The organism is Desulfobotulus sp., assembly GCF_034006065.1.
GTDB lineage: Bacteria > Desulfobacterota > Desulfobacteria > Desulfobacterales > ASO4-4 > Desulfobotulus.
The window spans coordinates 1-14,493 of record NZ_JAVETM010000056.1 but is presented as its reverse complement, the minus strand read 5'-3'; the positions used below and the strand labels follow the sequence as shown (position 1 = coordinate 14,493).

Genomic DNA, 14,493 nt, shown 5'->3' with positions numbered 1-14,493 from the left:
CATCGTACTCATCTATTTTGAAGACGAACCCACATCCTATGCCCGCATTGAAGATATCGAACCCGACATCAAGCGGGACTGGTATCACCTCACCATGCGTCTCCTCCAGGTTCCCGAAGCACCGGAAACCCTTACTTGGATCCTCCGGGATACTTACATCAATGGCGTGGAATTTACCATGCAGGGAAAACGCATCCGCCTTCAAAAATTGGAACCCCCTGAGGCCTTACGGAAACGCGAGCAAGAAAATCAGGCCGCGGAGAACCGGAAAAAGGATGGGGAGGCAGCAGGTCGGGTCATCTCCTTTTCCGACTTCAAAAAACCCTGATCCCTGCCATGGGTCTGCGCCGCATTCTTTCCGCCTCCCGCAGGACAGATCTTCCCGCCTTTCACCTGCCCTGGTTCCATGAGGGACTGGAAAAGGGCTTTTTTATGGTGGAAAATCCCGTGTCCGGAAAAAACTTCCTTGTGCCGGTATCAGAGCGTGAAGTGGCGGCCCTTGTCTTCTGGTCCAAAAACTACGGGCCTTTTTTAAGGGAGAATACTGGGGAAAAGGTCGGATCCAGGGGCATGGGAGTCTATCTGCACTTCACCCTCAATACGCCCTGCGTCCTGGAGCCGGATCTGCCCTCCCTTGATGAAAGGCTCGGGCAGATGGCGGCCCTGGCCCGGCGCTTTGGCCCGGAAAACCTCGTCTGGCGCTTTGACCCCATCTGCCACTGGAAGGACGGCAAGGGACAGAGCCACCACAACCTCGGGGCCTTTCTCCCCATTGCCGAAGCCGCAGCCAGAGCGGGAATCCGATCCTGCACCACAAGCTTTCTGGATCCCTACCCCAAGGTGCTGAAAAGGGCCAAAGCCGCTGGCATCTTTTTTCAGGAACCGGAAAAAGACCACAAAAAGGAAATCCTCCGACGCATGGCCCTCAGGCTGCGCCGTCTGGACATGACACTTTTTCTCTGCTGTGAGCCGGAGTTCCTTGAACATTTAAGGCCCGAAGGTATCCTGCCTGCGGCCTGCATTCCCGGAGAAGGGCTCAAGGCCCGGTTCGGTCCCTTCTCCCTGCAAAGGGATAAGGGTCAGAGGCCAGGCTGCCGCTGCACCCGATCCACAGACATCGGCAGCTACCGCAGGCAGGCCTGCGGCCACAACTGTCTTTACTGCTATGCCCGATAAAAATCCGCGCAAAGGAACCCCCATGAACACCTCTGCCCCATCCTTTCCCCTGCCCCATGGGGGCTTTTCCATAGGTAGCCTTGCCCTTGCCCATCCCACCGTGCTGGCCCCCCTGGCCGGGGTGACGGATCTGCCCTTCCGGCTCATGGTCAAGGGCTTTGGCTGCGGCCTGGTCTGCTCGGAGATGGTCAGCGCCGACGGCCTTGTGTACGGCTCTGAAAAGACCTTCCGGCTCATGGCAAGTAAAGCGGCGGAAAGCCCCCTTTCCATCCAGATTTTCGGCTCCGATCCTGCGATCATGGCGGAAGCCGCCGTCCGGGTTCAGGAGGCGGGCGCGGATATCCTCGACATCAACTGCGGCTGCTCCGTGCGCAAGGTACTCAAGTCCGGTTCAGGGTCGGCTCTCATGCAGGAGCCCCGGAAAACAGAGGAGATCCTGAAAAAGGTCCGCAACGTCCTTTCCATCCCCCTCACCTTGAAAATGCGCTCCGGATGGACGGCGGACGGAAAAGACGCAGAAATCCTCAGCCGCATTGCCGAAGACTGCGGCGTGGATGCCCTCACCCTGCACCCAAGAACAGCGCGTCAGGGCTTTGGCGGCAAGGCGGAGATCTCCCACATCCGACGCATCAAGGCCCTGGTGAAGATCCCCGTCATTGGCAACGGCGATATCACCTCCCCGGAAGAAGCCCTGAAAATGTTTGAGGCCACAGGATGCGATGCGGTAATGGTGGGAAGAGCCAGTCTGTACAGCCCCCATATTTTAAGGGATATCCACCGCATGCTGGGGGGACTCCCGCCCCTGGGCAGGGAAAACCGCTCCCATTTTTCCGCCATGCGGGGCTATGTGAAGGACATGGTGCACTTCTACGGAGAGGACACCGCATGCCGTCTTCTGCGCTCCCGCCTGGGGTGGCTGGCCAAGGGGCTTTTCGGCAGCACGGCCTTTCGATCCCAGACCGCATCCCTGGCTTCCTGGGAAGAAGCTCTGCAACGCATTGCAGACCTTGAAGCCCTTCAGCCTCTGGAAAACCGGACATGCCTCCCCGGATACGGGCAAGGCATGTCCCATGAAAGCCCGATTTTTCAGCGCGAATAAAGCCAGATTGCCGCAGGTATAAGAACCGCCAGAATCACCAGAAGGCCCGGAAGGGTCATATAGGCCTTGTAGACCGGTTGTTTCTCCGCCTTCACCCGCTTGACTTCCGCAAGAAACCAATGCCCCAGCAGCATGGCCGATCCCAGGGCTGCCCCCATTTTCACAAGCTCAAGAAACCATTCCACACGATTTTCCTCGTCCCGTTTTTCTAAAGATTTTTGTTTTTTTTCCTGCCGCCTCTTACGTCAAAGTCCCTTTTCTGTCAAAACCGATCTTAAAATTTTCCCTTCCTCAGTCCCTAAAAACGCTCTGTTTACCGCCCTGCCCCTGGCTTTCTTTCATCCCTTCCGCACGCCCCCATTTTTCCCAAGTCATGGTTTCGTCCATGATCCGAGTCCCGAAATCCCCAATCCGGCCTTATGCCCAAAACCTTTTTTTCGGATGAAAGGACCAAAGTCATTTCTTTTCAGGGGTTCACACAAAAAATGCATTTTCCCTGTTGACAAAGCCGTACAGACCCATATAGAGAGACCCCATACGATGAACAATGGTTCAACTTTCAAACTACGCATCAAACGCCGATTCCAAACTCAAACCGTGTAAGAAATCGGCATCGCATCACAGGACTGGAATGGGGATCCGGCCCTGGCAGGCGAAGGGGCCAAACCATTGCCTGCAAACAACTTTGACACAAGTATTTATGAACAAAAAAAGGTGGGAGAGAAAACAATGAAAAAACTTGCTTTGATGTGTGCAGGCCTGCTTTGTCTGGCCAGCACCGCCCAGGCCGGCCTGGTACAACCCTTTGGGATCGGCGCCAGAAACGCTGCTTTGGGCGAGGCCGTATCCGCTAACGCTACAGACGCCTTTGCCGTGTATTACAACCCTGCGGGTCTCAGCAATATCACGACCCCTGTGGTCACCACAGGCATTACCGTCTATGACGCTGAAGTCTATTATAAAAATTTTAAAATCACCGATGCCAATGGCAACAACATCACACCAGCTTTTGTAGAAAATACCCGGTGGAAAGGGGATATGGACCCCCTTTTGAACCCCCACATGGGCTTTGCCATGCCCATCAATGAAAAAATCAGCTTTGGAATCGCAGCTTATGCCCCCTACGGCTTCCACCTGGACACGGACAAGGATCCTTTCAAGAAACCCATGGGCTTCAATGCCTGGGAGTCCCTGTATACCCGCGTGGCCGTAACACCTGCCATTTCCTATAAAATCAATGAGCGTCTGGCCTTGGGTTTTGGTGTCAGTCTGGGTCGGTCCACCTGCAAAGCGGGAAAAACCAACCTCACCGACCCCTTCCAGCCCGCCATCATCAACCAGCTCAGGGCTGGGTTTCAGCAGCAGGGCTACTCCGACGCCATCATTGATAATGTGCTTCTCAAAGGCATCAAAGCTGATACCAGTGCTCCTGGCGGTCCCTTCGTCACCTCTGAGCTGGACATGGAGGATGACTTCAACTGGTCATGGAACGCAGGGATTCAGTACAGACCCACGGATAAACTCAGCCTGGGCCTAACCTACCGCTCCAGAGCCAATGGTGATTTCAAAGGCGATTTCATCCATAACGGACAAAAGGTGGGCACGGTCACCATGCCCTATGACCACCCGGATCAGGTACAGCTCGGCATCCGTTATGCGTTTACCGACCGATTTGCCCTCTCCTTTGATCTGGTCTGGGCCAACTGGAGCATCAACGCATTCCAGCATGAATACATCACCTCCACCGAACTGCCCAATGGCGTGGTCTCCATCATTGATCAGACGGCCACAAACATTGCCAATGCCGCCCTGGCCCAAGGCCAGATCACCCAGGCTCAGTACTCCGCCTTCCAGGCGCAGCAGAAAGCGGGCCTTACCCAGAAGGTCAGCGCTGCCTCCATTGGTATGACACGGGACATGGGCTACAAGCGCGACTGGTCCGATGAAATCCAGTACAAACTCGGCGCTGAATTCGTTCTGAACGACCGCCTTACCCTCCTGGCGGGGTACGTCTACGATCCCACCCCCGTGCCTGCTCACACCTTTGATAATGGTTGGCCTGACAACGACCGTCACCTGATGAACCTCGGCGCTTCCATCAAGGCCAATCAGAACTGGACCATTGACCTTGCTTTCCAGCATATCCGCACCTTTGCCTGGGGCTACAGAAATGATATCCAGGGGACCTCTGAAAACCTGAACAAAACCATCGGATATGGCACCACAGGCGATCCCAATGCCAAAGTCTATGTACAAAACCAGGGCTATCTGTGGGGCTATACCCTCACCGCCAACTACAGATTCTGATCTTCTGGGCTTTAAAACCCCATAAAAAAGAAAAAGGTCTTCCGAAAACACTCTTCGGCAGACCTTTTTCTTTCCTCCCCTTTCTCCGGCAGGAATGAAAAACAAGAATCCAAACGCCAAGGACCGGAATCCACCCAGGATCGAATCATCGAAAATCCTCTTCCTGGGCTTCCTTAAAAAGCCACTCGTCCTTGCCTCTCTTTTTCATGCAATACAACATGAAATTTTTTCATTGCATTTTAAATTCTTCTACATTACCATCTACCAATTCATGATGCATCGCCACAAAAGACGATGTTCCTGTTTCCAGCCAACATCCTTTTCCCCCACCCAAGGGGATCCTTTCATTTTTTCCATGTGCGTGACTGTTTTCAAGGTTACAGGGATGAAAAGCAGGGCTTTGGCCTTATCCCCAGGTTCCTTTCATCATGCCCCATGTTTTCTGGAAAAAAACCTGGTCTCACCTGCGCCCTCCTCCTTGCCGTAACCTCCTTTTGCGCCCCCGGCCCTTCCCTCCAGAGAAGGGCATTCATACACCATTATTTCTTTAAAAAAAGGAGTGTGCCATGAACGCGTTTGAACCCGGTAAAATCGTACAGCAGATGATGGATTTCCAGAAAACCGCTCTGGACAACACCTACAACACCATGTGCATGATTCAAGGCCAGGCGGAAAAGATGACGGAATCCTTTTTCAGCTCCAACACCCTCATCCCCGAAGACGGCAAAAAAATGCTTCAGGAATGGATGCTCGCCATCAAAAAGGGCCAGGCGGACTTCAAAAAAACCATGGATGAAAACTTCAAAAAATTCGAATCCTTTTCCTCCATGTCTGAACCTGCCAGCAAACCTGAAAAGGCATCCGCAAAAACGGCATCCGCCACATCCGCCAGTTAATCCTTAAAAAAAATAACCCGCTCAAAAATCCTGTGCCTGCCCCTTTGTTCTGAAACCAGAAAAAAAGGGGCTGCATGGGATTCCTGTTTTGAAAAAGACCACAAGGAATGTTAAGCAGAAAAGGGGCGTTTTTAAAAAGTCCGGCCTGCATTAAAAAACCTCCTCTGGTTCCTTCCGGCCGCAAGCTCCTCCTTTTTTAAATGAAGCAAAAATTCTCCCATGCATCCTTAAAAAAAGGCCCAAGATGGATGAAAGATCATGCGCATACTCATAGCAGATGATGATATCATCTCCCGATCCGTCCTCACCCTGCTGCTGCAGAAAACCGGACATACGGTGGTAAGCGCCATGGACGGCCATGAAGCCTGGCAGGTTCTCCAAAGATCCGATGCACCCAGACTCGCCATTTTAGACTGGATGATGCCGGGCATGGATGGCCTTCAAGTGGTACAGCGGGTGCGACGGAGGACCACGGATCAGCCCCCCTATCTCATCATGCTCACCACAAAGGGGGACGGCGAAAGCCTGGTGCGAGCCCTGGATGCAGGGGCGGACGATTATCTCTCCAAACCCTACAATCCCGAAGAACTCCGGGCCCGCATCGCCGTGGGTGAACGCCTGGTCCGGATGCAGGAAACCCTGGCCACCCATGCCCGGGAAATGGAAGCTCTGGCCCAGGCCCGGACAAGACAACTCCTCCACGCCGACCGCATGGCCACCTTGGGCGCGCTTGCTGCGGGCATTGCCCATGAAATCAACAATCCGGCCTTCTTCATCGCAGGAAACGCCCAAACCCTTCAGCGTTCCTGGGACCTTCTTGTCCAGCACCTGGAAGCCACTCCCCTTCCCAAAACCGATCCTCAGATGGCCTTTGTACTGGAAGAGGCCCCGCGCATGCTTGCCGGTATCTTCAAGGGCGTGGACCGCATCTCAAGGATCGTCAAAGGGCTTAAGGGGTATGCCCACCGGGGCTCCGGGGAAAAATCCGCCTGCCACATGCAGGAGATTCTTTCCGATGTCATGGAATTCTGTCAGAATGTTTTAAAGCCGCAGATCCGGGTGTGCATTCAGCTTCCGGATACCCTGCCCCCTGTTCTTGCCAACCGGCAGCAGATTGAGCAGGTGCTGATCAACCTGATCCGCAACGCCATGGACGCCATGGCGGACTGCGAGGGGGGAAGTTTAAAAATTTCCGGCCATACGGAAGGACCTCTGGTATGCATCGCCGTGGCGGATCAGGGGCCTGGCCTGCCTCCGGAAGTTCTCGCCCGAATCTTTGCCCCTTTCTTCACCACCAAAAAAGCCGGAGAAGGCACAGGACTGGGACTGGCCATCTCCCGAAGCATCATGGAAGAGCATGGAGGCGATCTTTTTGCCTGCAATGCCCCCGCAGGTGGCGCGGTCTTCACCCTGCGCCTGCCCGCCTTCCATGCCGCCCATGCCCTTACCCCCATCAAGGGAGATACGCCATGAAGGGACGCCTGCTCATTGTTGATGATGAACCCGAAATCCGGGACATGCTCTACCGGCATTTCCGTCTTCTCGGGTATGAAGTCTCCACCGCAGGCAATGGCCTGGAAGCGCTGGCCGTACTGAGGGAAAAAAGAATGGATGCGGTGATCAGCGATATCCAGATGCCTGAAATGGACGGCGTCTCCCTTCTGCGTGAAATCCGCAGACAGTACCCCATGATCCGCGTCATCATGATCACAGGTCATGTCACCCTTGAAAACGCCCTGGCCTGCATGCGCAACCAGGCGGATACCTGTGTTTTCAAACCTCTTACGGACATGGGAGAACTGGAGGATGCCGTTCACACGGCCATGGCCGCCCTGGCGCGCTGGAACCGGAAATTCCGGGAGCTCAAGGGCCTGAAACCTGGTGAGGCGGGAGAATTGCCATGACCCCCTTTGAAGTCGGCATTGACCCCGAACTGTACGCAGAATTCATTGACGAAGCCCTGGATGGCATGGCCCAGATTTCGGATCTTTTTGTGCAACTGGAAGCGGATCCGGGCAATGCCAGAACCATAGAAGCCATCTTCAGGCCCATCCATTCCATCAAGGGAAACTCCGCCTTTTTTGGTCTCATGAAGACCAAAATTCTGGCCCATGAGATGGAAACCCTGCTGGACCGCATCCGCAAGGGGGGCATTGCCGCATCCACCAGTATCATTGACCTCCTGCTCACAGGCTCCGATGCCTTGAGCGCCATGCTGCAACGGGCGCGGCGGGGCGAAGAGGAGGTCCGGGACCCCGAGGCCTTTGAAGCTCTGGTGGCTTCCGTGGTGCAGGCTGCGGAAGGTGAGCAGGCCAGCGAAAACGCCCTGTGGCAATCCCTGCTTACCGCCCTTGGGGGAAAAAAAGACGAAACCTTGCGGGAAACCGTCCGGAAACTGGCCATGTTCAGCGCTGCGGGCCGAACGGCCCTGGCCGCAGGAACTCAGGAAAGGGAAAGCGCCGGAGAGATTCCCCAGGCTGCGGCCCGTCTTCTGACCCTTCTCAGCGACACAAGTCACGCGCCCAGGGCCGAGGAACTGCTCAGCCTTTTTGCTGCCTGCCGGGATCTCGCTGCGGTAAAGGACGCCCAGGCCCATGCGGACCAAGCCTTGGCCGAAATTCCCCTTCTGGACAAAAGCATCGGCCTTGGAGACGAAATCTCCAGGGAATCCCTCTCCGGCCATCTCCACGCCATGACTGCGGCCGGCGCCTGGACCCCGTCAGAAAAAAATGAAAATCCCCAAGCGCCCCCGCTGCCCAGACCTTCCGCAGAACTCACACCCCCCAAGGAAGAGCATGCCCAGGCCACGGGCAAAACCATGCGCATTCCCGAAGAGCGCATCGACGCCTTTCTTTCCTATGTGGGAGATCTTGTCACCTTAGGAGAAATGTACCGCCACCTCCAGGCCCGGGTGGCCACCCTTGTCGGAGCCCACGGGGCCGCCATGGAGTTGCGCCGGGCCAACGAAGCCTTTGCCAGCCTTTCCATGGCCCTTCAGAACAGCATCATGGCCATACGCAAGGTGGCCATGAAAACCCTTTTACAGCGAACCCCACGCCTGGTCCGGGACATTGCCACAGCCAGCGGCAAAGACATTGAAACCGAGGTAATCGGCGGTGAGATTCTGGTGGACAAGAGTCTCATTGACACCTTTGAGGCTCCCCTCACCCACATGGTGAGAAATGCCGCAGATCATGGCATTGAAAAACCACAAGATCGTCAGCAGGCGGGCAAGCCGGAAAGGGGCCTCATCCGCATTGCCGCAGCAGAAGCCGGTGAAGACATCCTCCTCACGGTGCAGGATGACGGCAAAGGTCTTGATCTGGAAGCTCTCCGGAAAAAAGCAGTGGAGCTTGGCCTCATTGCACCCGGAGAACAGCTTTCCGAAAGTGGTCTTGTGGATCTTCTTTTCCGCTCCGGCGTATCCACAGCGGAAACGGTAAGCGAGTTTTCAGGCCGCGGCGTGGGAATGGATGTGGTAAAAACGGCCATTGAGCAGATGGGTGGCCGCATTTCCGTCTCCACGGTCAGGGGAAAGGGCTGCACCTTTGAAATTCGTCTTCCCAAAACCGTCAACACCCAGATTCTCACGGGCTTTATCGTGGTGATCGGGGGCAGGCGCTATGTGTTTCCCCTGGAAAGCATTGTCCGCTGCTTTTGCCCCGGTCCGGGCGACATCGTCACCATTCCCCAGAAAGGCCGCTGCGTTCTCGACCGGGGGCGCTGGGTCCGCACCCGCAGACTGACGGAATGTTTTCACACAGGCCCCGAAAAAAATCGGGAAGTCCCCCTGCCCGAAGGCATTCTTGTGGTAGTGGAAAGCGAATCCAGAAGGCTTGCCGTACATGTGGATGCCATTGAAGGGGTGCAGAAAATGGTTTTAAAGGAAATCCAGGGCCTGAGCCTGACCCAGAACTTCTTTGCTGGCGGCGCACTCATGGGCGACGGCTCTGTCGCCATGATCATCCATGTTCCCAGCATCACCGCACCCCCAAGGAATTCTTAAAACCTGCGAACCTGAAAATCCCCATCCCTGGCACAAGGCAGTGATGAAGGCCGTCCCGTTGTGAGGTCCCCCCTGCTAGAAGATTGTTCAGGTTTAAAAGCGCATCTGAAAACCTCAGACCTTGCATCCTGTGTGGACACAAAACAGCGATCATGCTATGAACATCTCCGAATTCCGCTCTCCCCCAAAAAGCCCCGGAAAGGAGCCGCAGACCCAGCGCGCACCCACGCGGCTCTGATCCCGACTTAAAAAAATATCCCCGGATTTCGCCAGAGGAGCCTTCATGCAAAAGAAAAACCGCCGCATTCCCCTGCAAAAACGCATCTCCGTACGCATGGTCACCACCGTACTGCTCCTTACCACCCTGATCCTGACGGGCATGGGCTTTTTGCAGTACCAGAATGCCCGAACCCGCCTGGAACAGGGTCTCCATGTGGATGCGGATCTGGCCATCCAGCGCATGACCCTCACCCTTAAAGAGCCCTTGTACAATTATGACATGACCCAGGCAGAAGCCATTCTCCGCTCGGAAATGCAGGACCACCGGCTTCTGGCCCTGGCCCTTTCCGACCCCACCGGCCAGAAAGAAATCCTGCTTTTAGGCCGGGATGAAACACAGGCAACGGTCTTTGTTCAGAAACTTCCCCAAACCCGCAACTTCAGGCGCACAAGCCCCATCCAGAAGGAGGACACCGTTCTTGGCAACCTCACCGTTCTCATGAATCCTGATTTTTTTCAGGAAAACCTCCGAAGCATTCTGAAAAGCACCATTTTTACCATCCTTCTTCTGGATATTCTTCTGCTTGCGGTCATGGCCTCTTCCCTGCAAATGCTGGTTTTCACCCACCTCAAAGCCATGATTGGTGCCATCCGGGACCTGGCCCAGGGCGATGGGGATCTGACCCGTCGGATTTCCGAGAAAAGGGGGGATGAATTGAGCCTTGCCGCCCACTGGATCAACCTCTTTGTTTCTCAGATCCACGGCATCATGAACCGCATCCGGGAAAGCGGTGACAAACTCACCGGGGCATCCGCTGCCCTGCTTGCCATCTCCGACAAGATGACCACGGACTCCAACACCTCCGCAGAGCGGGCCACGGCCGTAGCCAGGGCCACAGGGGACATGAGTCAGAGCATGGGGAATGTGGTGACGGCCATGGAAGAAGCCTCCACCAACACAGCGATGGTGGCTGCCGCTGCCGAGCAGATGACAGCCACCATCGGCGAGATCGCCCGGAATACGGAAAAAGCCCGGCGCACCACTCAGGATGCGGTCAGCCGCTCCGAGGGTGCTACGGAAAAAATGAGCCATCTGGAGCGCATCGCCTCTGACATCGGCAAGGTCACAGAATCCATTACCGAAATTTCCGCCCAGACCAATCTGCTGGCGCTGAACGCCACCATCGAAGCCGCACGCGCCGGAGAAGCCGGAAAAGGTTTTGCGGTGGTGGCTGCGGAAATCAAAACCCTGGCCACCCAGACCAGCACAGCCACGGAAAATATCCGCAACATCATCGGATCCGCACAAAACCTCATTGTCGAGGCCACAGGGGAGGTGAAGGAAGTGTCCAGGGCCATCCAGGCCACCAGCGACATGGTCACCATCATTGCAACGGCGGTGGAAGAGCAGTCCGCAGCCACCCGGGAAATTTCTGGCAATGTCGTCCAGGCAGCCCAGGGCATTCAGGAGGTCAATCAGAACATGGCCCGGATGAACGGCTTTGTGCAGAGCATCCGAAAGGACATCGAGGGTGTGGACAGAATCAGTAAAAACATGAACAGCGTCAGCGCGGAAGTCCATGGAAAGGCCAGGGACGTGGCGGATATGGCCGCCGTCCTTCAGGGACTGATCGGACGTTTTTCCCTTTAAAAAAAACTTCTTTTTCAAAAAATTCCAAAAAAACCGCGCTCCCTTTCCCCCAAACACCTGCCCTTTTTGCTCAGGACCGGCTCTCCAGTGTACTACGCACCCTGGCCGCCAGGTCCTTCAGCAAAAAAGGCTTTTGTATAAAAGCAACACCCGGATCCAGAACACCATGCCGCGCAATGACATTGGCCGTATATCCGGACATGAACAAAGACCGGATACCGGGACAGAGAACCCGGATCTTCTGGGCCAACTCCCATCCGTTCATCCCTGGCATCACCACGTCCGTGATAAGAAGATTCAGGTTGTCTCCATGGATCTCAGCAAGACCCAGAGCCGCATCCGCGCAGGAAGCCGCCAGTACCGTATACCCAAGGCCCTCAAGCATGATCTTTGTCACTTCCAGAATGGCAGGTTCATCCTCCACCAGCAGAATCTGTGCATCTCCCCCCTGGGGTGCTTCCGTCACGGGTCTTCTCGCAACCCTGTTTTCTTCCTTGAGTCTGTGCCTTGGAAGATAAACCCTGAAGGTTGTTCCCAGACCTGGCTCACTGTAAGCATTGATGAACCCGTTATTCTGCTTCACAATGCCATACACCGTGGCCAAGCCCAATCCCGTTCCCTGCCCCACCTCCCTTGTGGTGAAAAAGGGTTCAAACACATGGGTGAGGGTTTCCCTGTCCATCCCACAGCCCGTGTCGCTCACCGTGAGCACCGCAAAATCTCCGGGGACAAAGCCTGCATGATTTCTGCAATAGGCCGCATCCAGAGTGGTATTGTGGGTTTCAATGACCAGACTCCCCACCCCTTCAATGGCAAAACGGGCATTGGTGCAAAGATTGGCGAGAATCTGATCCATCTGCGAAGGATCCATCAGAACGGGCCACAGATCCGCCCCAGGATGAAAACGCAGGGCAATGTCCTCACCAATCAGGGGGCGCAGCATGGTCACCATGCCCTCCACAGCCTGATTCAGGTCCATCGGCTCCGGTGCGATGGCCTGTTTCCGGGCAAAAGCCAGAAGCTGACGCGTCAGGTCCGCAGATCGCATGGCGGCCTTGCGGATTTCCCTCAGATGGAGATGAACGGGCGAAGCCGCATCGCTTTTTTCAAGAGCCAGTTCCGTATGGCCCAGAACAATGCCCAACATATTGTTAAAATCATGGGCAACCCCTCCGGCCAGACGTCCTACGGATTCCATTTTCCGGACCTGCTGCAACTGGGCTTCCAGGCGAGCTTTTTCCTTTTCCGCATACCAGCGGCCTGAAATATCCTCAAAAATACCTACCCCGCCCTGGACTTTCCCGTTTTTCAGCGCAGGAGCAAAAAAACCCCGCAGGGGTGTCTCCTTTTGTGCAGTCACGGAACGGTAAAGTCCCTCATAGGCGCCCAATTCGCCGCCCAGGGCTTTTTGCACCGCCAGCACCACATCCGGATCTCTGAGGGTCAGCATGTCCAGCCCCACGAGGGCCGCTTCCGAAGATCCGATGAGCTGCACAAAACTACGATTGCAGGCCACAATAACGCCCTTTGCATCAAAATAAAGAAGTCCCATGGGCGAATAATCAAAAATCAGATGGTATTTTTCCTCACTTTCCTGGAGAGCTTCCTCCACCCTTCTCTGCTCTTCAAGCAAGGCATTGGTGGTCTGGGCCATGTCCCTGAACTCCTGAAAAGCCAGGGATTCCATGCGCATGGGAAGGGATTCGGAGGCTGCCTTTCTGAAAAGCGTGGTCAGGGTGTCGAGGTTTTGCTGGATAAGGCCCGATATCCGTCTTGCCCACAGAAAAGCCCCGGCAAGCAGAAAAAACAGCAGCCCAAAACTGAAAAAACTCCTTTCCATAAACTTTTTCAGCAAAAGCGCCCGTTTCTCCTGAATCTCCTCCTCCACCGTATCCAGATACACCCCAGCGCCAAGGATCCAGTCCCATTCGGGAATCCGGGTTACAAAGGAAATTTTGGGAGAAGGCGTTTCAAAGCCCGGTTTTTTCCAGGCATACCGGACAAAGCCCCCCTCCGGATGCCCCACGACCTTCTCGTATTCCTGAATGATTTTCACCCCATCCGGATCCGTCAGATCCCAGATGTTTTTTTCCCCCCGCGTGATACGTCCCTCTGTGAACAGGGGAGCTCCTCCCTGGATGGTTCCGAAAAAATAACCTTCCCTGCCAAATCGCAGCCTCACAAGCCGCGCCAGAACCTCATCCTGCACATCCCGCTGCGCATCTTCCACATACTCGCCCGTTCCGATGATCCAGTCATAGGGTTCAAAGTGCGTCACAAAGGCGGTTTTAAGAAATCCATTGCCCCCCTGGCCCGGCTTGGTCCAGGTGTAGGTATAAAAGCCTTCTTTCTGTCTCCGGACGATGTCCGCCATGTCCTTTACAATCAACTCCCCCTGGGCCCCCTGAACGGAAAGTCGATTGCTCCCTTCCAGCTCGGGTCGGACCGGAGAAAGCACTTCCACGCCATCCAGATCCAGAATGAAATAATAGCCGCGCCCCTCATTGAAACGCAGATTCCGCAGAGCGTCTTTGATAATCTTTTGCATATGCTCCGGAGGCACAAGGGCATGGTTTTCCCTGTACAGCTGATGGGCCACGGCGTGGGCTTCATACACCCGGTCTTTCACATTTTTTTTCAAAGCGTCTTCACTCTGTTCAATGCGGTAGCGGATAAAATTCACAACCCCGGCAACCTCCTGCTGGAGCATGCGTTTCTGAGAGGCTTCAAAATCCCTGCGACTGACCTCGGCTTCCCCGAAAAAAGCCCTGTACTCCGTATATATCCACAAAGAAAACAAGAGGCCTGTGGAAAACACCACAACCAGCATCATGCTCTTCAGAAAAGTTTTACGGATACTCTGCCCTGTCTGCATCCCTGGCTCCTTAAGAGATGTTCACTGCTCTTTCGAGACCCGCCCATCCCTATGAATGACGATAGATTGCCGTCCCAGCAAAAAACGCATTTTACAAACAGGAAAAAAAACTCTCCTGCCAAATCTTCTTTTTTCCCTGAGCCCCAAGGCTCTTGATCGCTCCGTTGCCGCATCCTTTCATGAAAATACTCCTTGTACCATTTTCATGAAAGGGCTAATTAACATTCGAAGAAACCTGAAATTGAAGAAAAAATTCCGGAAAAA

At 54.9% G+C, this 14,493-nt stretch carries 11 protein-coding genes; 9 read left to right on the top strand and 2 right to left on the bottom strand.

Annotated features, from left to right (window positions below):
* The 3 genes from RBR60_RS14760 to dusB all read left to right on the top strand — a co-directional run.
* Positions 1 to 328 (top strand): hypothetical protein (locus RBR60_RS14760; RefSeq protein WP_320358162.1); only part of this gene is annotated, 328 nt, incomplete at its 5' end.
* An 8-nt stretch (positions 329 to 336) separates the two neighbouring features.
* On the top strand, positions 337 to 1,176 hold the full coding sequence (locus RBR60_RS14755) for a DUF1848 family protein (protein WP_320358160.1): 840 nt from the start codon (positions 337 to 339) through the stop codon (positions 1,174 to 1,176).
* A gap of 22 nt (positions 1,177 to 1,198) precedes the next feature.
* Positions 1,199 to 2,275, top strand: coding sequence for a tRNA dihydrouridine synthase DusB (dusB, locus tag RBR60_RS14750; protein ID WP_320358159.1), 1,077 nt, complete (start codon positions 1,199 to 1,201; stop codon positions 2,273 to 2,275).
* Here the strand turns inward: dusB and RBR60_RS14745 are convergent.
* Positions 2,263 to 2,460 (bottom strand): hypothetical protein, encoded by a 198-nt coding sequence (locus tag RBR60_RS14745; protein ID WP_320358156.1) that lies wholly within the window; start codon positions 2,458 to 2,460, stop codon positions 2,263 to 2,265. The two genes, dusB and RBR60_RS14745, sit on opposite strands and share 13 nt — an antisense overlap.
* Positions 2,461 to 3,004: 544 nt before the next feature.
* On the opposite strand from RBR60_RS14745, the gene RBR60_RS14740 reads away from it, so the two are divergent.
* The 6 genes from RBR60_RS14740 to RBR60_RS14715 all read left to right on the top strand — a co-directional run bounded on the left by RBR60_RS14740 (position 3,005) and on the right by RBR60_RS14715 (position 11,354).
* A complete protein-coding gene (locus tag RBR60_RS14740; RefSeq protein ID WP_320358154.1) occupies positions 3,005 to 4,582 on the top strand; it encodes an OmpP1/FadL family transporter in 1,578 nt (525 codons plus the stop codon).
* A 566-nt stretch (positions 4,583 to 5,148) separates the two neighbouring features.
* On the top strand, positions 5,149 to 5,478 hold the full coding sequence (locus tag RBR60_RS14735) for a hypothetical protein (protein ID WP_320358153.1): 330 nt from the start codon (positions 5,149 to 5,151) through the stop codon (positions 5,476 to 5,478).
* A 258-nt stretch (positions 5,479 to 5,736) separates the two neighbouring features.
* Positions 5,737 to 6,951, top strand: coding sequence for a sensor histidine kinase (locus tag RBR60_RS14730; protein WP_320358151.1), 1,215 nt, complete (start codon positions 5,737 to 5,739; stop codon positions 6,949 to 6,951).
* Positions 6,948 to 7,382 carry a response regulator gene (locus RBR60_RS14725; RefSeq protein ID WP_320358149.1) on the top strand — a complete coding sequence of 145 codons (435 nt, stop codon included), beginning with the start codon at positions 6,948 to 6,950 and terminating at the stop codon, positions 7,380 to 7,382. Before RBR60_RS14730 ends, RBR60_RS14725 begins: the two co-directional genes overlap by 4 nt.
* On the top strand, positions 7,379 to 9,484 hold the full coding sequence (locus tag RBR60_RS14720) for a chemotaxis protein CheA (protein ID WP_320358147.1): 2,106 nt from the start codon (positions 7,379 to 7,381) through the stop codon (positions 9,482 to 9,484). The genes RBR60_RS14725 and RBR60_RS14720 overlap by 4 nt, the downstream gene beginning before the upstream one ends.
* Before the next feature lie 283 nt (positions 9,485 to 9,767).
* Complete coding sequence (locus tag RBR60_RS14715) at positions 9,768 to 11,354, top strand: methyl-accepting chemotaxis protein (RefSeq protein ID WP_320358145.1); 1,587 nt, start codon at positions 9,768 to 9,770, stop codon at positions 11,352 to 11,354.
* Positions 11,355 to 11,424: 70 nt separating this feature from the next.
* Here RBR60_RS14715 and RBR60_RS14710 read toward each other — a convergent pair whose 3' ends face one another.
* Complete coding sequence (locus tag RBR60_RS14710; RefSeq protein ID WP_320358144.1) at positions 11,425 to 14,229, bottom strand: cache domain-containing protein; 2,805 nt, start codon at positions 14,227 to 14,229, stop codon at positions 11,425 to 11,427.
* Positions 14,230 to 14,493 lie beyond the last annotated feature (264 nt).